Here is a 19,163-nt window from a genome sequence, read left to right on the forward strand (position 1 = left end):
GCAGCCCTTCGACGCCGAGAAGCTGTGGGCGTTCCTGCACGACGACGAGAACTGGTCCGGCGTGCTCCGCTCGAAGGGCTTCTTCTGGGTCGCCGCGGACCATCGGGTCGCCTACGAATGGGCGCAGGCCGGGGGCATCAGCAGCGTGAAGCCCCTCGGGATGTGGTGGGCGGCCGTACCACGCGAACACTGGGGGCACCCGGAGGATCAGCGACCCGACCGGCAGCCAGGTTGGCATGCCCGCTTCGGCGACCGCGCGCAGCAGCTCGTTTTCATCGGTCAGCAGATGCACGAAGCGGCGATACGCGCTCGCCTCGACGCGTGCCTGCTCGAAGAGGACCTCGCCGCCGCCGACAGCAAAACCTGGGCAGAGGCCCGGAACCCCTTTCCGGAACTTCAGATGGCCGAGGAGTCCGCATGACCGTAACGGCCTCACCCCTGTCGCAGGAAAAGGAGAGCACATGTTGATCAACACGTCACCCCGTCGCCCGGACCGCGAACGGGTCCGAAACATCAAAGAGGCATTGCGCGAAGCACTGAGCCTTTCCGATGACATGACGGTCACGGTCACCGAACTGACGTGTCTCGAAGAAGGTTGCGCGCCTGTCGAAACGGTGATCGGCCTGCTTCGGCCCGATGCGCCACAGCTTCAGTGCAAGCTGCACAAGTCCATTGAATCCGTTGACGCCGAAGACCTGGTCCAGGTCTGCAAGGCGTGGGGCTTTGACGCCCCGAAGACCGTCCTCGAATACCCAGCAAACCCTTAAAGGAGAAACCAGATGATCTCGCCGCAAAAAGTACCTGTTTCCATCCTCACCGGCTTCCTCGGATCCGGGAAGACGACCCTGCTCAACCGGATCCTGACCGAGGAGCACGGCAAGCGGATCGCCGTGATCGAGAACGAATATGGGGAGGTCGGCATCGATCAGGCCCTCGTCATCGACGCAGACGAAGAAATCTTCGAGATGTCAAACGGCTGTATCTGCTGCACGGTGCGCGGAGACCTCATTCGCGTGCTCAGCAATCTCATGAAGCGACGCGACAAGTTCGACTATGTGCTGGTGGAGACCACGGGGCTCGCCGATCCCGGTCCGGTGGCCCAGACCTTCTTCATGGATGACGAAATCCGCGACGAGTACGCCCTTGACGGGATCGTCACGCTCGTCGATGCCGCCCACATCGAGCAGCAGCTCGGTCGTAGCGACGAAAGCACCGAGCAAATCGCCTTCGCGGACGTCCTGGTGCTCAACAAGACGGACCTTGTCAACGACGAAGTACTCGACCGGCTCGAAGCGCGGCTCCGGGAAATGAACCGAATGGCCAAAGTCGTGCGCAGCGAACGGGCAGAGGTTCCCGTCGACACGGTGCTCAACCTCGAAGCCTTCGACCTGGACGATGTACTCGAGCGTCGTCCCACTTTCCTCGAGCCCGAATACCCCTTTGAATGGACCGGCGTCTATTCACTCGATGCCGGCCGTTACGAACTCAGCCTCGCCGATGGACCCGATCCGGAGATGTCACTCGTCGTCGTGCCGGAGCAGGGCACGGATGACGCCGCCCTTCGTGAGGGCGCGGAGTGGTGTGTGCGAAGGTACGCCGAAACCGCGAAGGACCTTGGCCCGGGCGATGAGATTCCTGTTGGGAAGCATGTGAATCTTCAACTCGACTCCACGGGGCGCAAGTCCTTCTTCCTGAAGGTTGGCAGGCAGACGCGGGTCGGCCTCTATGCCCAGCACACCGCAGATGAATTCGATATCCAGTTGAGGAACGCAGACGAAGAGACCATCGCGCATGAGGTCGAGCGCACCTGGGTCGCGCAGCATGAGCACGACGACGAAGTGGGCTCGATCGCCATCGAACATGAGGGCGATGTCGATCCCGACCGGCTCAACAGGTGGCTTAGTACACTGCTCATGGAACGCGGGGTGGACATCTTCCGCATGAAAGGCTTCATCAGCCTCGCGGGCGAGTCCCGTCGCTTCGTCTTCCAGGGAGTCCACATGCTCTTCGACGGGCAGCCGGATCGCGAATGGGGGGACGATCCCCGCCACAACCAACTCGTTTTCATCGGCCGCAACCTCGATGAGCAGGACATGCGGCAAGGGTTCAATGCATGTCTGGTTTGAACGTCGACGCCCCGAGCGGCGTTATCCGCCAGGGTTGGTCCGCGTCGGTCGGTGATTACCCCATCGCCGGGGGCTGGATCCTGCGCGGTGAGGCGCTGGTGATCGGTGACACCGCGGGTAGCGTCTACGCCTTCGACGGCAAGTCCGGCGCGACCGCATGGGCGCATCACGAGGTTCATGAGGGCGGCGTGCTCGCGGCGGCGATCCATCCGGGCGGAACCGCCTTCGCCACGGCCGGGCAGGACGGCCGCGCCTTGATCTGGCAGGCTGCCGGCGGCCAGGTAAGCCAGGCGATCGACGTCGGAAACAGTTGGGTAGAAAACGTGGCGTGGTCGCCGGACGGCCAGTGGCTGGCAATATCCTGCTCCAGGCACGTTTACGTATATACCGTGGACGGCACGGAGGTCTGGCGATCGGACGCCCATCCGAGCACCGTCAGCGCGGTCGCTTGGTCTGGCGCGGCAGAGCTGGCGACGGCCTGTTACGGTCGTGTGACGTTCTTCGACGCGATCACCGGCGAGCCTCGACAGAAGTTGGAATGGCAGGGGTCCCTGGTGTCGATGGTGCTGAGCCCGGACGGGGGCATCGTGGCCTGCGGCAGCCAGGACAACTCGGTGCACTTCTGGCGTCGAGACACGGGAAAGGACTCCATGATGTCCGGATATCCGGGCAAACCGTCTGCCCTCGCTTTCGATGACACCGGTACCCTCCTGGCCACCGGCGGCGGGGAGGCGGTTACGGTCTGGAGCTTCGAGGGCAGGGGGCCCGAAGGCACGCGGCCCGGCGTCCTGGATTATCATGCCCAGTTCATCACCGTGCTTTCCTTCGCGCCCGGCGCGATACACCTGGCATCGGGAGGCCGCGATGGGACCGTGGCTGCGTGGTCGCTGCAGCGAGATGGAGAAGGAGATCTGATCGGGTCCGGGGACGTGGCGGATGTCGTCGCCGGGTTGCACTGGCGGCCGGACGGGGGTGCCCTCGCCGCGCTCGATGCGCAGGGCGGCGTGACGGTCTGGAGAGTGAAGAACTGGTGATCGTGCTGTGCGGCGCCTGCTTCGCATCCGAAAACGTTATCGCGCGAATAAAGCATGAATGCTCAGACCCAACGCATCCGCGAATCACTCCGCAGACACGACGCATTGGCTACGGGCCGAGGCCGCGTTCTTGGCCAGGTCGTGTGCTGCGAAGGCTGTAGCTGCGGTCAGACAGACAAGGGGTTCCCGCCCTTTCCCCGCGACTGGCTCAAGCAGCAGTGGAAAGAAGAAAAACTGAACAGGTCGGTGCAATTGACGATCTCCGGATGCCTTGGTCCGTGCGACCTGGCCAATGTCTTCTGCGTCATCTCGCCCGAGGGAATGCAGTGGTTTGGCGGCCTCCAGGAACAGTGGCATTACGACTTGCTCCTGGCATGGGCCAAAGCCTCCCGGGATGCGGGTGTGCTGCTCGAATTGCCTGCCGAAATGAACCTCCACCGATTTGAACGGTTCGCCATTTCCCAATACCATGAGAATGGAGTTGACCCGGTTTAGTGGACTTGTATAACTTCCTGTGTCTATAGGAATGCCACTATTGCGGATGCCATGGCACTTTACGGCGGCCTTCCACGGCAGAATGTCGACCTCGTTCGCTCCGGCCACAAGTAAGTAAATCACTGAATTCGCAGTGCAAGCATCGCTCGTTTGCCATCAAGTGGGAATGAACCCTTGATCCTCCAGGACTACCTCGCTGCCCTGCCCATGGACGACCTTAAATCCATGGCCGTCACCCTCGGCGTGCAGCCCGGAATGATCTCCCGCGCTCGGCTGATCCGCGAAATTACGGACCAGATCTTTCAGCCGGGGTACATCGATCAGTGCGTGGACGATCTGAGCGAAGAGGCCCGGGAGATCCTGCTGGCCGTGCTTTCCGCCGGAGAGGCGGGACGGGTCTACGACACGAGGAATCCCTCCAACGACGGGTTGATCGAACAACTCCACGGACTGCTGAACCGGGGGCTCGTGATCGGCCGGCGACCGGCGTACCGCACGGTCGACTTCACCGTTCCGGAAGACCTCCGGGACATGCTGATCCGCAATTTCACGGACCGGCTGGCGGGGATTTTCTCGACGAAAGCAGGGAAATCGGAAGACGACGAAAGCCGGGATCTCACCGCGGTCCGAAACGTCTTCGCCCTCGTAAACGGGCTTCGGCACAACCCGGCGCGGCTCACGGACCGGGGCCTGCCGTACAAACGGGCGCTCGATGCCATGGTGGAACGGCAGGAAGCCGCGATGAACGGCCTGCCGGAATCAGCGGAGGAGATCACCGGGCAGATGCGCTTCGTCATGGACTATGCGCAGTGGCGCGGACTGACGCGCATAGAAGACGGCCGCCTTCGCGCCGACCGCGAATTCGAATCGTGGCTTGAGCTGCCCACCACCGATAAACTGGCGAACCTGTTGTCCTTCTGGCACGCACGGGACCGGGCGCGTTCCCCTGCGATAGCCGCGTTGCCGGGCATCCTTCAACTGTGTGTGGGTTTCGCCCAGGTGGACCTGGACCAGATCCTGCGCTGCGTGCTGACCTGTTCGTCTCCCCACGTACGGACGGATGCCTTCAGTGACGAGGAGAGAGCGGAGATTCTCGCGGCTCTGCGCGAGCTCGAATGGATCGGTCTCTTGCGTCAGTATGACGGCAAGAACGGGGCCGGAGGCGGCCTGGTGATCACGCCGGCGGGACGGCACGTTTTCGGCGGGGAGGACTGGCCGGACGAGCAGGCCTGGAGCACGCGATTCGTCGTCCAGCCCACCTTCGAGATCATCGCGCCCCGGGACCTGGACTTGAACATCCGTGAAAAACTCGAACGCTTCGCCGACCTCGAAAAGGTCGATCTCACCCTGACCTACCGGGTTACCCGCGATACCATCTACCGGGCCGCCAACACGGACATGTCCGGCGCGGACGTCAACGGGTTCCTGGCGGACCATTCCGAGAAGGACGTGCCCCAGAACGTCGCGTACTCGATCCAGTCGTGGGGCGATGCGTACGGCCAGGTGTACTTCATGGAGACCTTCCTCCTCCGGACCGCCAGCGCAGAAATCGCCAGCCACATCAAGGCCCACGGGGAACTCGCGCCATATATCAAGGGCGAGGTAGCGCCCGACGCGCTTATCGTGGAACGCAAGATGTACCGGGAGCTGATGGACCTGCTTCAGAAACAGGGTTACATGCCGAGATCGGGGATCGTCGGACCCGCGGAGGCCGTTTCGGGTCCCAACGCCGGAGATGCGGCCCAGCGTGCCCGGTCCGGCAATGGGAACGGACCGAGGACAGACCCGAATGAATCACGGGAGCGAAGCAGTCATTCCGACCGAGGTGGTCATCCCGGGCGAAGCGTTCATTCCGACCGAAACGATCCTCCCACGGACGATACACAGCCTACACCCCCTGAATCCGAACGAAAACCAGTCCTCGGATTCGGGGACTGCCTGCCCGGCTATCAACTGCACCGGGGATCGGGCGGGGCCGACCGGAACGCCCCGCACATCGAGCAGGCTGCCAACCTGCAGTACCTGTCTCCCGGGCAGACCGAAGAACTCCTGGAAATGGCGGTGAAGAACAACCACCGGGCCGTCATCGAATACTACCTGGGCAACCGTAGCCGCAGCTTCCTGCACCGGATCAAGCCCATCCGCATCGAACGGACCCGGGGCACGCCCTTCATCGAGGCGCACCGCATACCGGAAGGCGACGTGCACGCCTTCAAGATCGCGAACATCCGGGCGATCCGGATCGTATACGAGCACGAGGAACAGGCAGGCGGCAACTGAACATCCCTGGTCGCCCCTGAACGACCCGCCGAGCGGAGGACCGACCATGTACACCACGCTGATCGATGTACACACGCTGAACCGGCATCACCAGGACCCGGACTGGCGCGTGATCGACGCCCGGTTCTCCCTGGCCGACGCGGGCCAGGGCGCCCGTGAGTACGGCGAGGGCCATGTGCCCGGTGCTCTGTACGCCCACCTGGACGACGACCTCTCCGGACCCATCATCCGCGGTGAAACGGGACGCCATCCGCTGCCATCCGTGGAACGGGCCGTAGAAGTGTTCTCACGGTTCGGGATCGACGGAAGCGTGCAGGTCGCGGTCTACGACGGGGCGGGCGGTTCTGTGGCCGGCCGGGTGTGGTGGATGCTCCGCTGGTTGGGTCACGACGCCGTAGCCGTACTGGACGGCGGCTGGCCGGCCTGGACCGGAGCGGGACTGCCGGTCACGCAAGAAGTAGGGGAAGTAGCGCCGCGCACCTTCGTGCCCAACGTTCGAGCACACCTGGTCACTGACGTGGACGGCGTCGACCGACACCGGAAGGACGCGGACTGGGCCGTCCTGGACGCCCGCACGGCGGAGCGTTTCCGCGGCGAACAGGAGCCCATCGATCCCGTAGCCGGCCATATCCCGGGCGCAATTTGCGCGACGTTTGATGCGAACCTGGGAGAAGATGGTTGCTTTCGGTCGCCGGAGGAGTTGAGGCGGAGATTCGAGGGGTTGTTCGGCGGCGTACCGGTCGACCGCGCCATAAACTACTGCGGTTCGGGCGTCTCGGCCTGCCACAACCTCCTCGCTATCGCCCACGCGGGCCTGGGGGACGCCGTGCTCTTCCCGGGTTCCTGGAGTGAATGGATTACCGACGAGGAGCGGCCGATCGGGACGGGGGAGGGGTGAGGTTCATCCCTCACTTCCCAAACGCATACCTGAACGTCACCCACAGGATCTTCACGCCTGCCCGGACCGCCCCGGACAGCGTGCCCGTAATCTTCGAAACGCCGACGCGCTTCCGGTAGCGCACCGGGACGTCGAGCGTCCGGTATCCCTTCTGCGCCGCCTTGATCTGCATCTCCACGGTCCAGCCGAAGTTCTGATCCGCCATTTCCAGCTCGAGCAGCCGGTCGTAGCGTACCGCCCGGAACGGCCCGAGATCGGTGTACCGATGGCCGTAGAGCCACCGGATGATCCGCGGTACGAGGACGTTCCCGATGACGGCTTGGACCGGCATGGACCCCGGCGCGCGGCGGCCCAGCATCCGCGACCCGATCACCAGGTCGCAGCCGTCCTCCATGATCGGCCGCACCAGGTCCGCCATTTCTTCCGGGTAGTCGCTGTAGTCGCCGTCCAGGAACACGATGACGTCCGGAGCGAACCGGGCGGCCTCGGCCATGCCGCGCAGGCAGGCCGCCCCATAGCCGCGCCGGGGCTCCCGCACAACGACGGCGCCGCCCTCCGCGGCCACGACTGCCGTCCGGTCCGTCGACCCGTTGTCCACCACGATCACGGCCGCGGCCATGTCCTCTGGAATGTGCGCCAGGACCAGCCCGATCGAATCCTCCTCGTTCAGGACCGGTATGATGACAACGATGGTCCGACCGTCCACCGGCATCGCCCTATCCGGCATCGCCATATCTGGCCCCTCAATATCCCTTTCGATCCGTGTTTACAGTGGTTTCCTGCGATCCGGGCCCGCCGTACATAATGTATAATTCGCTTGACAAGCCCCCTACATATACTAATATATCCCCTTAATAGTCTCCTGAAACCCATTTTCAACCCGATCTGACTTTACCGTATTTCAAAACCGGCTGTATTCGCCATCAGGATCCGTGCCCGATGCGTCTCTCCCATCTTGAAATGATCGGTTTCAAGTCATTCTCCACCCGGCTGAAGGTGAAGTTCAGCGACGGTATCACGGCCGTAGTCGGTCCCAACGGCTGCGGCAAGTCCAATATCGTCGACGCCATTCGCTGGGCGCTGGGGGAGCACCGCGCGACCTCGCTGCGGGGCGACCGGATGGAAGACATCATCTTCAACGGCACGGCCGCCCGCAAGCCCCTCGGCATGGCGGAGGTGTCGCTGACGATCGACAACAGCGAGCAGATGCTGCCCGTCGAATACAGCGAAGTCACGATCACGCGCCGCTATTTCCGCTCGGGCGCGAGCGAGTACCAGATCAACAAGGTGCCCTGCCGCCTCAAGGACATCACCAACCTCCTGCTGGACACGGGCATGGGCGCCCACGCCTACTCCATCATCGAGCAGGGCATGGTGGAATCGGTGGTGAACGGCAGCCCGCTCGAACGACGCCAACTCATCGAGGAAGCCGCCGGCATCAACAAGTACAAGACGCGGCGGCGACTGGCGCAGCGCAAGCTCGAAGGCACCGAGCACGACCTGGTCCGCATCGCCGACCTCCTGGACGAGGTCGAACGGAGCGTGAGTACGCTGCGGCGGCAGGTGCGAAAGTACGAGCGGTACGAGCGGCTGATGCAGCAGATGAAGGACGTGGAGATCGTGGTCGCCTGTCACGCCTTCCAGGACCTGCGGAGACAAACCGAGCCCGTCCGGGAACGGATCCGGCAGTTCGCGGAGCGGAAGGAAGCCGTTCAGACCCGCATACGGACCGCCGAGGCGGAGGTCGAGAAGAGCAAGGCCGTCCAGCTGGAAAAGGAAGAGAAACTCCAGCAGCGGCAGGACGCCGTCAACCAGATCGACGACCAGATCAGGGCGCTGGAAGAGGAACTCCTGGTCAGCAAGGAGCGCCGGACGGGCCTTGAGCAGCGGGCCCGTTCCGCGTCGGGGGAAGCCGAACAGGCGGAGACCGAACTGGAAGGCATCCGGTCCCAGCTTGCCCGGATCGGAGACGACCGTAAAACGCTGGAGACGGCGCTGGATCAGGCGCGCGCCACCTTCGCGGAGCGGGACGAGACGTCCCGGACCTTCGCCGGCCGGATCGCGACACAGAAAGAAGCCACCCAGGCGCTGCGGGACCGCAGCATGAAGGCGATCCAGCAGCACTCGAGCGAGCTGGCGGCGATCAGTTCCCTTGAAGCCCGCGAAGCGTCCCTGCGCGGCCGAAGCGCCGAGGTGGAGACCGCCCGGAAGAAACTCGCCGAGGAACTGGCATCGAAGAAGGCGGCCGTCGAGGCCGTGCAGAAGGAACTGCGCGCCGTCCGGGGCGTGGTGGAAGAGAACGCGTCGCTGCACGCGAACCTTACGGAATCCGTCCAGGACGCGCAGCAGTGCATCGAGTCGGCCCGGGACGAGCTGTCTGGTCTCGAAACGACCATCACGACGGCGGAAAAGGAATGGACGCTCCTAGATCGCATGCACCGGCAGTACGAAGGATACGGCCAGGGCGTCCGGACGCTGCTCACCAACGGTGCGGACGTCGACGGACTTAACGGCGTGCTGGCGGACGGTATCACGATCGACAAGGCCTACGAAACGGTGATCGCGGCCTACCTGGACGACATGCTGCAGTACGTCGTGGCCGGCCGCACAAAAGATGCCGAGGCGGGCCTGGCCTACCTCCGGGAGCAGGAGACCGGCCGGGCTTCCTTCATCCTCCTGGACCGGATGAAGTCCCGCCCCGCGCCCGCGGACCTGCCCTTTGAGGACGACGGCATCATCGGCCGCGCGAGCACCATGGTCAAGTCCGACAAGGCGCTGGCTCCGGCGGTGACCCACCTGCTCTCCAGGGTCGTGCTCGTGAAAGACGTCGAAACGGCCCTGCGCCTTTCCCCCTTGTTCGACACCGACCAGGATTGGAAACTGCTGACGGCCGGCGGCGAGGTCGTGGACCCGGCCGGCGTACTGATGGGCGGTTCGTCCGGATCTTCCGAGGCAGGCGAGTCGGACCTCCTGCGCCGTGCGGAGCGGATCACGGAGATCGAAGGGGAACTGGAGGAAGACCGGGCACAACGGGATAAGATCGCCGGCGAACTGGAAGGCCTGGAGACGGAACTGGCCGCGCTGTCCGAACGGCAGGCCTCCGTCGAAACGGTACTCGGCGAGTCCCGGCGCAAGTTGATGGAAACGGAGTCCAAAGAACGGCAGCTGGATTTCGAGCGGACCAGGATGGCGGAACAGGACGAAGAACTCGCGCGTGAAGCGGATTCCCTGGCCGCGGACGCGAAGGCTGCGGCCGGGGAGCGCGAGCAGCGCAAAAAAGCGATGGAGACGCTGGCCCGCGACCGGGTATCGGCCGAAGCAGAAGAACGGACCAACCAGCAGACCCTGGACGAGATGGAGGAGGAACGCCAGCACCTGGCCGAAGCGGCCAACGAAGCCCGGGTCGCCCTCGTGTCCATGGAAAGCCGGAGCAACGAGCTGAGCACCACCGATGAATTCCTTACCCAGGAGAACGAGCGCCTGGCCAATCTCCTGACGCAGCGAAAGACCGAGGCGGTGGAAGCCGGCAGCCAGTCCACGGAACTGGAGAAGAGCCAGAAAGAAAACGAGAAGCAGCTGGAGGCGCACTACGCTTCCCGGCGGGAGCGCGCGGTGGACCGCGACGCCGTCCTCGAAGAGCACCAGAACCTGCAGGAAGCCGAACGCCAGCTGCAGCAGCACCTCGGCGAGAACCGGAACGAACTGACCCAGGTGCAGGAGCAGGTCCACCAGGCGGAACTGGAAGACGCCGAGTTGTACATGAAGAGCAACGAGATCCGCCGGCAGTTGATGGACCGGCACGACACCGACCCCGAGGGCATGGACGAACTGCCACGGATCGAGGAACTGGACGAATACTCGCCCGACGCCGCCCAGACCCTGCGGGACAGCATCCAGCGCAAGGTGGACGACCTGGGTCCCATCAACATGGCGGCGGTGGAAGAGTACCGCGCGGGCAAGGAGCGGCTCGACTTCCTCCAGCAGCAGCAGAACGACCTCATCGAGGCCAAGGACAACCTGGAGAAGACCATCATCAAGATGAACAAGGCCGCCCGGTCCCGCTTCATGACCACCTTCGAAGAGGTCCGGACCAACTTCATGACCACCTTCCAGACGCTGTTCGAAGGCGGCGAGGCCGACCTCATGCTCGAAGAAGGGGACCCGCTCGAAGCGGGCATCGAGATCATGGCGCGGCCGGGAGGGAAGCGGCTGCAGAGCCTGGCCCTGCTGTCCGGCGGCGAGACGGCCCTCACGGCCATCGCCCTGCTCTTCGCCATCTACCTCGTGAAGCCCAGCCCCTTCTGCGTGTTCGACGAGGTGGACGCGCCGCTGGACGACGCCAACGTCCGGCGCTTCGCCAGCGCCCTGCGCCAGTTTACCAGCGACACGCAGTTCCTGGTGGTCACCCACAACAAGCGGACCATGGAAGCCGCCGATTACCTCTACGGCATTACCATGGAAGAACCCGGCCTGTCCAAGATGGTCTCCGTGCGCCTCGAGGATGCCGAATCGGAGGCGCTGGAACCCGCGGCCGCTCCGGGCGAAGAGGCCAACGGCGCCGGAACGGTCGGGGTATAGGTGAGACTTGATCGTCATCGGAGTAGCCGGCGGCATCGCCTCGGGTAAGTCCACGGCGGCCCGGGTTTTCGAGCAGCACGGCGCCCGCGTTCTGGACGCCGATGCCATCGGCCACGACCTGCTGCGGACCGAGGGGATGCGCGCAGAAATCCGGTCGGCCTTCGGCGAGGACGTCCTGACGGCCGAAGGAGACGTGGACCGGCGGGCCCTCGGCCGCGTGGTCTTCGGCGACGAGCAGGCCCGGCAGCGGCTGAACCGCCTGGTACGGCCCGCCATCCGCGCGGAAATACGGCGCCGGATCGCCGGGATCCGAAGCGAGGGCTACGACGGGGTGGTCGTGGTGGACGCGCCCCTGCTGGTCGACACCGGACCCACCGACCTGGCCGACCGGGTCATCCTGGTCACCGCACCCGCCTCCACGCGGAAAGAACGGATCCTCCTTCGCGGCCTGACCGGACCCGAGGCCGAAGCGCGTATCGCCGCCCAGGAGCCCGACGCGAAACAGGCCCGGTGGGCGGACTATTTCCTGGAAAACGACGGTACGCGGGACGAACTGATCGAGAAGACCGAAGCGCTCTGGAAGCGCATCGTTTCCTGAAGCTGGCACGCCCGGGCCGCCAGGGCCTCTTTACCTGTAAAGACCGCGTTCTTCGATATAGTCCGCCACTTCCTCCGGGACAAGGTGGGTGACGGGAAGCCCTGCTTTGACGCGACGGCGGATGTCCGTGGAAGAGATGTCGATCTCGGGAAGCTGGAGGGAGACGACCCGGTCCCGCCAGTGGGGATCCAGACCGGAGAGGTCTTTGCCGGGCCGGGGAACCGTCACGACCGTCGCCAGTTCGAATACCCGGTCCGGTGCATGCCAGGTGTCGATCTCGAGCAGGCTGTCGGCCCCGATGACGAGGTGGAATGCACTGGACTCGCCGTAGATCTCCCGCAGCGCCTCCAGCGTGTCCACGGTATAGGATAGGCCGGGCCGGTTGATCTCCGCGTCCGACACCTCGAACCGGGGATCGTTCCGCGCGGCCAGCCGCGTCATGCGATACCGGTCATCCGGCGAGGCGACGGCGTGCCCCCGCTTGTGCGGAGGGCGGGCGGACGGGATGAACAGGAGCCGGTCGAGGGCGCAGTGTTCGACCACGCCCCGGGCAATGACCAGGTGGCCGGTGTGAATCGGGTCGAACGTGCCCCCGTAAACACCGAGCCGTTGGATGCTCACGGTGAGTTGCCGCTCTCGGATTCGGCCGGTGACGATCCGTCCGTGGAAGCCGGATCGTCCGTGTAAGACGTGTCGTCCATGGGGCCGTCCTCGGCCAGGGATGGCGCTACGTAACTGTTTCTCAGTTCGGAAAGTCGCTTTCCGGCCTCCGCCGACCGTTCGTTTTCGGGATAGCTCTGGATGAAAATCTCGAACTGCTCGATGGCTTCCCGGTATTTCCCCTCCCTCGCGTAGCTGTCGGCGATTTCGTATTGCGCCCGGGAAGCCCAGTTGCTCATGGGGTAGGTTTCCAGTAGTTCACCGAAATAGAGACGGGCCGCTTCCCAGTCCTTCAACTTGTAGTAGAGGTTGCCGATCCGATAATCCTTCTCGGCCACCTTGTCGAAACACTGCTGCAGCAGTTCGTGGACTTCCGCGCTCCATTCGCTGTCGGGATACTCCTGGAGGAAGAACTGGAGTTCGCGGATGGCTTCGAAGGTCTTGTCTTGCGTGAGGTGGGGCGGATTGGACTGGAGAAACGTAGCATAGGCCAGCTTGTACTGGCTCTCGTCGCTGTACGGGCTCTGGGGAAAATCGCTGATCAGCCGCCGGAACACGAGCGTGGCCAGGGGGTATTCTTCCATGTTGATGTGCATTTCCCCCTGGTGGTAAAGGGCGTCGTCCACGATATCGCTGCCGGAGTGGCCGAGGGTGATGGCCCGGAAGGCGTCCAGGGCATTCAGCCAGTCCTCCTGCTCCACGCGCTCCATGGCGTAGTCGTAGAGTTCCTCCGCGGTCCAGTCGGACTCGAATCCGGGCGGGCTGCACGCCGGAAGCACGAGCAGGGCGAGAAATATCCCCGTGACGGTGATCCTGTAGCGGCGTAAGGGCGGGATGATCATGCCGGTGTTCCGAATTGGGCGGGAAACGTCTGCGGGTTTGGTCCTCGCTTCGGGTTTGGCCCTCGCTGCGAGTTCGGTCCGCCGGGTGTGGAGACCCCTCTCGAGACCGCGCCGACCAGGTCGTACTCCATGGCATCGGTGATGTCCACGGAGACGAATTCTCCGGGGGCCAGACCGTCCTCGGCCGCCAGGCCTTCGCCGGTGACCAGCACCTCGTTGTCGACCTCCGGTGCATCCGCGGCGGTCCGCCCGGTGTAGTGCCCTTCATCGGCTCGTTCGTCGATCAGCACGTCGACCGTCTTGCCCACGAAGGACCGGTTGCGTTCGAGTGATATTTCGCGTTGCAGCGCCATGAGCCGGTCGTGCCGCTCCTGCTTGACGGGCTCGGGGATCTGGCCGTCGTACCGTGCGGCCGGCGTCTGCTCCTCCTGCGAATACATGAACACGCCCATGCGGTCGAACCGCGTTTCTTCGACGAAATCGTAGAGCTCGTCGAAATCCTCCTTGGTCTCTCCTGGAAAGCCCACGATGAAAGTAGTCCTCAGCGTCGCGTCCGGCATCCGGTCGCGGATCCGCTTCAGGAGCGCGCGCGTCTTTCTCGAAGTCGTCTCGCGGTTCATGCGGTCGAGCATGGGATCCGATATGTGCTGCAGCGGCATGTCGATGTAGTCGCAGACCCGTTCCAGGTCGGCGAAGGCATGGATCAGCGTGTCGTTGAACCGCACGGGGTGATTGTACAGCGCCCGGATCCATCGCACGCCCTCCACGCCGTTCAGCGCGGTGAGCAGTTCCTCCAGCCGTGCCGGCTGCTCAAGGTCCTTGCCGTACCAGGTGGTGTCCTGCGAGATCAGGTTCAGCTCGACGGCTCCCTGGCCGGCCAGCGTCCGGGCCTCTTCCAAGAGTGAATCCACGGTGCGGCTACGCTGGCCGCCCCGGATGGCCGGGATGATGCAGAACGTGCACCGGCGGTCGCACCCCTCGGCGATCTTGAGGTAGACGGAATGGCGGGGCGTGGTGATGACCCTCGGGTAGGAATAGTCGGTGGGCAGGGGCTGCCTGCGTATCTCCCGCAGGGTCTCGCGCCGGTCGCGCAGGCGGTCCAGCAGCTGGACGATGCGCGGGTATTGATGCACGCCGATCACGGCGTCCACTTCCGGCATTTCGGCGACCAGGCCGTGGGCGTACCGCTGCGCCATGCATCCCGTGACGACGAGCGAATCGCACCGGCCGTCCTCCTTGAACCGCGCGAGGTCAAGGATGGTCTCGATGGACTCCTCTTTGGCCGGACCGATGAACGCGCAGGTGTTCACGATGATGACGTCCGCGTCGCCGTGGTCGGCCACTACGTTGTATCCGGCCCGGGTGAGCTGGCCCAGCATGACTTCGGAATCCACCAGGTTCTTCGAACAACCCAGGCTGGCGAGACTGATGTTGGGCACGGTCTTTCTCCGCTTGCTGCGCTTTCTCCGCTTGCTGCGCTTTCTTCGCTTGCTGCGCGGCGCCTTTCAGCGCAGGTCAACCCATTCGACCCCCTCGGGCACCGTCATTTCGAACAGCCCGGGAGCGAGTTTCTCGTTTAGTCGGTAATCCATGAAACGCAGGGTGGTTTCAGACCCCATGTCGTCCGTATACGTCACTTTCCGAGTAAGCCAGTTTTCCTCGTCCACCCAGATGCGCAGATCCGGAAGGCCGTCGGCCGGTTCGACGGCGGTGAGCCTGAGCCGGGAACACGGCATGCCATCGACCGGTTCCCTGCCCTCCAGCGCATACAGGTAACGGTTCGAGTAGTTGAATATGAAGTCGTCCGGTCGGCCTGGCCGGCTCGTACGCCCGGGTCCGGATTCCGTCCCTTCTTCTCCCGCCGGCGACACGATGACCTGGCGGTTTCCGGGCACGTAAGTCCACAGCGTCTCGCCGTCTGAAACGATGGTCTGGCCGGCCTCTTCCAGGCGCAGGCGGTTCCGGTCCCTCTGCAGATAGAGTTTCCCCTCGGTCTCACTCCGGCTTTCGAGCACGGCCGCGAACGTCGTAACGGTATACCGGGCCGCCAGCGACCGCACGCCGTCGAGGCGCTGGCGCATCTTTCCGGTGACGATCTCCGCCGTATGAGGCTGCTCCGGCGCTACAAAGCCCCGCAGCGGTCCGACGTCCTCCGGCGATCCGACGTCTTCCGGCATCCGGACGCTTCCCGGTGCTCCAACGCCCTGCATCACGAACAGCCCGGTCAACAGGCCGACCCAGAGATGCGCGGCCATGCCGTCTCCTCTCGCGGAATAATCGTGCGAATCTCTTCCTACGCAAGCCTGGAAATATGCATCCTGAGTGCGCCTGCGTCAAGTGCTGCAGTGGATGGATTCCCTGATATAAAGAACGGGGAAAGCCCCCGTGGGTTCCCTCCCCGTTACTTCCACTGCCGGTTGTACTTCGACGCGCAGCTGGCCTCCCTCGGCGCGCTGCCTGGTCTTACGGCGCGCTGCCTGGCCCACTTCGGCCGGTCCCATCACGGAATCGCGGGCCGCCCTCGCTCGTACCGAACCTTCCCGTCCACGATGGTATACACGACTTCCGTGTCCAGGATTTCGTTCTCGGGCACGGTCATGATGTCCTTCGACAGCACCGTGAAATCGGCGAGCTTGCCTTGCTCGATGGACCCGAGCAGGTCTTCGTGAAACGAGCCGTAGGCGGCGTCCAGGGTATAGGACCTGAGCGCCTCCTGGCGCGACATGCGCTGGTCGCCGAACATCCCGCCTTCGGGCGTACCGTCGGGCCGCTCACGGGTTACGCTGGCGTAGAAGGAGGCGATGGGACTGACGTCTTCCACCGGCGCGTCGGTCCCGTTGATGATCTTCACGCCATGCTGCAGCAGCTTCTGCCAGACATAGCCGCCCTCCGCCGTGCGGGCGCTACCGAGCCGGTCCGGCGCCCAGGGAAGGTCCGAGGTCGCATGTATGCCCTGCATCGACGCGATCACGCCCAGCTGGGCGAACCGGGGGATGTCCGCCTCGTCCAGGATCTGGGTATGCTCGTCGCGGAACCGGTGGTCCTTCACGTGGGGGAATTCCTCCATCGCCTTCTCGTACATGTCGAGCATCATGCGGTTTCCGCGGTCGCCGATGGCGTGGGTGCAAACCTGCCAGCCATGCTCCAGGGCGAAACGGGCGGCGTCGTAGATCATGTCGGGCGGGGTCGTGGGGAATCCGGAATTCCCCGGATCGTCCTCGTAGGGCTCCAGCAGCCAGGCGCCCCGCGAACCGAGCGCTCCGTCTCCGTACATCTTGACGGCCCGGACGGTGAGAAACCCATCGGGGTGAGACCACGGTTTCTGCAGGGCGACCATGGTGTGCAGATTCGAGGCCATCACGTAGACGCGCATGTCCAGCTTGCCCGCGTCCGCGTACTCCTTGTACAGGTCGATCCCGTCCTCGCCGACCCCGGCGTCGTCGAACATGGTGATACCGTTGGCCAGGCATTCCTGAATGCCGAGTTCAAGGGCCTGTCGCCGCTGGTTTTCGGTGAAGCCGGGAACGCTCACCAGTCCCATGGCCTTGTCCACCAGGATACCCGTGGGGTTGCCGTCGGCATCCTTGATGATATCGCCGCCTTCAGGAGACCGCGTGTTCCGGTCTATACCCATGAGTTCCATAGCCCGGGCGTTGGCAAAGGCGGCATGGCCGTCGGCCCGTCGCACGTATACCGGGATATCGGGCACGGCCTCGCTCAGTCTGTGGTGGGTCATGAACCCGCGGACCGTGAGCGAACTGCGGTCCGTCCACTTCTCCTCGTGCCATCCGCGGCCGGTGATCCACTCGCCTTCCCCCACACCCTCGGCCGCCGCGAGCACCCGTTCGATGAGTTCGTCATAACCCGAAATGCCCACCAGGTCGACCGTCATCTTGGCAATCCCTATGCCCATGAGGTGGCCGTGGCTCTCTTTCAACCCGGGCACCAGGGTCTGGCCCTGGAGATCGATCACCCGGGTATCCGGACCGATGAAGGGGTCCACGTCCGCATCGACGCCCACGACGGCAATCCGGTTGCCGATGACGGCCACGGCCTGCGCCTTGGGACGATTGGCGTCCATCGTGTAGACTATGCCGTTTTTAAGTACCAGGTCCGCGGTGGACCGGCGTACCTGGGCTTCTCCGCCGGCGGTCCATACCAGGGACATCAGTCCCGCTATGGTCGCTGCAATCACTGACTGTCGCATGTCTACCTCCTCATAACCTGGCTTGGCGCCACGGTCTAAATCTCGTCCGCCACACGCCGGCGACCCACTTCCTCATTGATGTAGGCGATGATGTCCCGCGTCGATGTGCCCGGGCCGAACAGCTTCCCCACGCCGATCTTTGCGAGTTCCTCCCCGTCGGACTTCGGGATAATGCCGCCGCCGGTGAGGAGCATGTGCTGGACGCCCTTTTCCCGCAGCAGGTCCATGACGCGGGGGAAGATGGTCATATGGGCGCCCGAGAGGATGCTCAGCGCGACCACGTCCACGTCCTCCTGCACGGCCGCCTCCACGATCATTTCGGGCGTCTGCCGGAGCCCGGTGTAGATCACTTCCATGCCGGCGTCGCGCAAGGCCGCGGCCACCACCTTGGCGCCCCTGTCATGGCCGTCCAGGCCCGGTTTGGCGACGAGAACCCGAATATTTTCCGCCATGATCGCCTGTTCTCTCATTCCGCGCCGCCGCGGGACGGCACCGCGACGTCAATCCGTCATCCCTTCCATCATCTCCCGGGCGGCCGCCAGGGGGCTCAACTCCCTGCGGGCTACCCGTTCGGAAAGGCGGTCCATTGCGTCCCCGGCCTCCCGAAGTACCGTCAGGCGGCCCTGCCACCACTCGCCGAGCGCTTTCTCGATGGCCGAGCGCCCCTGGCGCATCCGGCGCGCCTGCAACCTGCCTTCTTCGGCGAGATGGTCCCGGTGGGCGTCCAGGCGCTCACACAGGTCGTCGATACCGGTATCATCCCGCGCGCTTGCGCTGAGGACGGGCGGTTTCCAGCCTTCCTCCCACCGCCCCATGTCCACGATCATCTTCAGTTCCGAGGTGAACCGGTCCGCGCCTTCGCGGTCGGACTTGTTCACGACCAGCACGTCGGCGATCTCCATCAGGCCGGCCTTCATGGCCTGGATGCTGTCACCCGATTCCGGCGTGAGCAGGACGACGGTCGTATCGCTGACATCGGAGACATCAAGGGTGGACTGGCCTACGCCTACGGTCTCCACAATGATAACATCTTTGCCGAAGGCGTCAAGGGCCGTCATCGCGTGCGGCGTCGCCTCCGAAAGCCCGCCGGTATGGCTCCGGTCGGCCTGGCTGCGCATGAACACCTGCGGGTCGTCCCACGAGCCCTGCATGCGGAGCCGGTCGCCAAGCAGCGCGCCGCCGGTGAAGGGGCTCGTCGGGTCCACCGCGATGATGCCTACCGTGCGGCCGCTTTTTCGCAGCCGGGCGGTGAGACGGTCTGCAAGGGTGCTCTTGCCGGAACCGGGCGGCCCCGTGATCCCTATGCGGCGGGCCTTGCCGGAACGGGGATACAGCACGTCCAGCAAGGCGGAGCGCCGGTCTCTGTCGTTTTCAAGGAGGGTGATGACGCGGGACAGGGCGGTCCGGTCGCCGGCAAGAAAACGGTCGAGTAGTTTCATAGCGGG

17 protein-coding genes are annotated in these 19,163 nt (G+C 64.3%); 9 read left to right on the forward strand and 8 right to left on the reverse strand.

The genetic code is table 11. The annotated features are described in order from the left end of the window. The 7 genes from F4Z81_12520 to F4Z81_12550 all read left to right on the forward strand — a co-directional run. Nucleotides 1-421, forward strand: a 421-nt coding sequence (locus tag F4Z81_12520) for a GTP-binding protein (GenBank protein ID MXW05871.1), incomplete at its 5' end; no start/stop codon positions are given. Between the two features lie 40 nt (nucleotides 422-461). Further along, entirely contained in the window at nucleotides 462-767 is a 306-nt protein-coding gene (locus F4Z81_12525; GenBank protein MXW05872.1) for a nitrate reductase, read from the forward strand. A gap of 12 nt (nucleotides 768-779) precedes the next feature. After that, a complete protein-coding gene (locus F4Z81_12530) occupies nucleotides 780-2,126 on the forward strand; it encodes a GTP-binding protein (protein ID MXW05873.1) in 1,347 nt (448 codons plus the stop codon). Then, nucleotides 2,114-3,160: a PQQ-binding-like beta-propeller repeat protein gene (locus tag F4Z81_12535; GenBank protein MXW05874.1), complete on the forward strand. Its 1,047-nt coding sequence runs from the start codon at nucleotides 2,114-2,116 to the stop codon at nucleotides 3,158-3,160. The genes F4Z81_12530 and F4Z81_12535 overlap by 13 nt, the downstream gene beginning before the upstream one ends. A gap of 54 nt (nucleotides 3,161-3,214) precedes the next feature. Further along, nucleotides 3,215-3,655 carry a (2Fe-2S) ferredoxin domain-containing protein gene (locus tag F4Z81_12540; protein ID MXW05875.1) on the forward strand — a complete coding sequence of 147 codons (441 nt, stop codon included), beginning with the start codon at nucleotides 3,215-3,217 and terminating at the stop codon, nucleotides 3,653-3,655. A gap of 174 nt (nucleotides 3,656-3,829) precedes the next feature. Continuing rightward, nucleotides 3,830-5,935, forward strand: a complete 2,106-nt coding sequence (locus F4Z81_12545; protein ID MXW05876.1) for a hypothetical protein — start codon at nucleotides 3,830-3,832, stop codon at nucleotides 5,933-5,935. A gap of 46 nt (nucleotides 5,936-5,981) precedes the next feature. Then, on the forward strand, nucleotides 5,982-6,833 hold the full coding sequence (locus tag F4Z81_12550) for a sulfurtransferase (protein MXW05877.1): 852 nt from the start codon (nucleotides 5,982-5,984) through the stop codon (nucleotides 6,831-6,833). A 10-nt stretch (nucleotides 6,834-6,843) separates the two neighbouring features. Here the strand turns inward: F4Z81_12550 and F4Z81_12555 are convergent, their stop codons facing one another. Continuing rightward, complete coding sequence (locus tag F4Z81_12555; GenBank protein ID MXW05878.1) at nucleotides 6,844-7,545, reverse strand: glycosyltransferase family 2 protein; 702 nt, start codon at nucleotides 7,543-7,545, stop codon at nucleotides 6,844-6,846. A gap of 227 nt (nucleotides 7,546-7,772) precedes the next feature. Here F4Z81_12555 and smc point away from each other — a divergent pair, with 227 nt between their 5' ends. After that, nucleotides 7,773-11,411 (forward strand): chromosome segregation protein SMC, encoded by a 3,639-nt coding sequence (smc, locus tag F4Z81_12560; GenBank protein ID MXW05879.1) that lies wholly within the window; start codon nucleotides 7,773-7,775, stop codon nucleotides 11,409-11,411. 7 nt (nucleotides 11,412-11,418) lie between these two features. Beyond that, nucleotides 11,419-12,009, forward strand: coding sequence for a dephospho-CoA kinase (locus F4Z81_12565; protein MXW05880.1), 591 nt, complete (start codon nucleotides 11,419-11,421; stop codon nucleotides 12,007-12,009). A 30-nt stretch (nucleotides 12,010-12,039) separates the two neighbouring features. Here F4Z81_12565 and F4Z81_12570 read toward each other — a convergent pair whose 3' ends face one another. From F4Z81_12570 to meaB, 7 genes are all read right to left on the reverse strand, one after another. Then, on the reverse strand, nucleotides 12,040-12,900 hold the full coding sequence (locus tag F4Z81_12570; GenBank protein ID MXW05881.1) for a nicotinate-nucleotide adenylyltransferase: 861 nt from the start codon (nucleotides 12,898-12,900) through the stop codon (nucleotides 12,040-12,042). Next, on the reverse strand, nucleotides 12,627-13,511 hold the full coding sequence (gene bamD, locus F4Z81_12575) for an outer membrane protein assembly factor BamD (GenBank protein MXW05882.1): 885 nt from the start codon (nucleotides 13,509-13,511) through the stop codon (nucleotides 12,627-12,629). Before bamD ends, F4Z81_12570 begins: the two co-directional genes overlap by 274 nt. Further along, nucleotides 13,508-14,950, reverse strand: coding sequence for a 30S ribosomal protein S12 methylthiotransferase RimO (rimO, locus tag F4Z81_12580; protein MXW05883.1), 1,443 nt, complete (start codon nucleotides 14,948-14,950; stop codon nucleotides 13,508-13,510). The genes bamD and rimO overlap by 4 nt, the downstream gene beginning before the upstream one ends. A 66-nt stretch (nucleotides 14,951-15,016) precedes the next feature. After that, entirely contained in the window at nucleotides 15,017-15,766 is a 750-nt protein-coding gene (locus F4Z81_12585) for an outer membrane lipoprotein carrier protein LolA (protein ID MXW05884.1), read from the reverse strand. 245 nt (nucleotides 15,767-16,011) lie between these two features. Next, complete coding sequence (locus F4Z81_12590; GenBank protein MXW05885.1) at nucleotides 16,012-17,718, reverse strand: amidohydrolase; 1,707 nt, start codon at nucleotides 17,716-17,718, stop codon at nucleotides 16,012-16,014. Nucleotides 17,719-17,753: 35 nt separating this feature from the next. Next, a complete protein-coding gene (locus tag F4Z81_12595; protein ID MXW05886.1) occupies nucleotides 17,754-18,170 on the reverse strand; it encodes a cobalamin B12-binding domain-containing protein in 417 nt (138 codons plus the stop codon). A gap of 48 nt (nucleotides 18,171-18,218) precedes the next feature. Next, complete coding sequence (gene meaB / locus F4Z81_12600; GenBank protein MXW05887.1) at nucleotides 18,219-19,157, reverse strand: methylmalonyl Co-A mutase-associated GTPase MeaB; 939 nt, start codon at nucleotides 19,155-19,157, stop codon at nucleotides 18,219-18,221. Between the last annotated feature and the right edge of the window lie 6 nt (nucleotides 19,158-19,163).

The organism is Gemmatimonadota bacterium, assembly GCA_009835325.1.
Classification (GTDB): Bacteria; JAAXHH01; JAAXHH01; order JAAXHH01; family JAAXHH01; genus JAAXHH01.

What these genes read in the sequence shown, in the direction of transcription:
- F4Z81_12540 (MXW05875.1), top strand. Translation starts at nt 3,215, where the DNA reads ATGAATGCTCAGACCCAACGCATCCGCGAATCACTCCGCAGACACGAC.
- meaB (MXW05887.1), bottom strand. Translation starts at nt 19,157, where the DNA reads ATGAAACTACTCGACCGTTTTCTTGCCGGCGACCGGACCGCCCTGTCC.
- F4Z81_12535 (MXW05874.1), top strand. Translation starts at nt 2,114, where the DNA reads ATGTCTGGTTTGAACGTCGACGCCCCGAGCGGCGTTATCCGCCAGGGT.
- F4Z81_12590 (MXW05885.1), bottom strand. Translation starts at nt 17,718, where the DNA reads ATGCGACAGTCAGTGATTGCAGCGACCATAGCGGGACTGATGTCCCTG.
- smc (MXW05879.1), top strand. Translation starts at nt 7,773, where the DNA reads ATGCGTCTCTCCCATCTTGAAATGATCGGTTTCAAGTCATTCTCCACC.
- F4Z81_12595 (MXW05886.1), bottom strand. Translation starts at nt 18,170, where the DNA reads ATGGCGGAAAATATTCGGGTTCTCGTCGCCAAACCGGGCCTGGACGGC.
- bamD (MXW05882.1), bottom strand. Translation starts at nt 13,511, where the DNA reads ATGATCATCCCGCCCTTACGCCGCTACAGGATCACCGTCACGGGGATA.
- F4Z81_12530 (MXW05873.1), top strand. Translation starts at nt 780, where the DNA reads ATGATCTCGCCGCAAAAAGTACCTGTTTCCATCCTCACCGGCTTCCTC.
- F4Z81_12550 (MXW05877.1), top strand. Translation starts at nt 5,982, where the DNA reads ATGTACACCACGCTGATCGATGTACACACGCTGAACCGGCATCACCAG.
- F4Z81_12555 (MXW05878.1), bottom strand. Translation starts at nt 7,545, where the DNA reads ATGCCGGTGGACGGTCGGACCATCGTTGTCATCATACCGGTCCTGAAC.
- F4Z81_12525 (MXW05872.1), top strand. Translation starts at nt 462, where the DNA reads ATGTTGATCAACACGTCACCCCGTCGCCCGGACCGCGAACGGGTCCGA.
- F4Z81_12585 (MXW05884.1), bottom strand. Translation starts at nt 15,766, where the DNA reads ATGGCCGCGCATCTCTGGGTCGGCCTGTTGACCGGGCTGTTCGTGATG.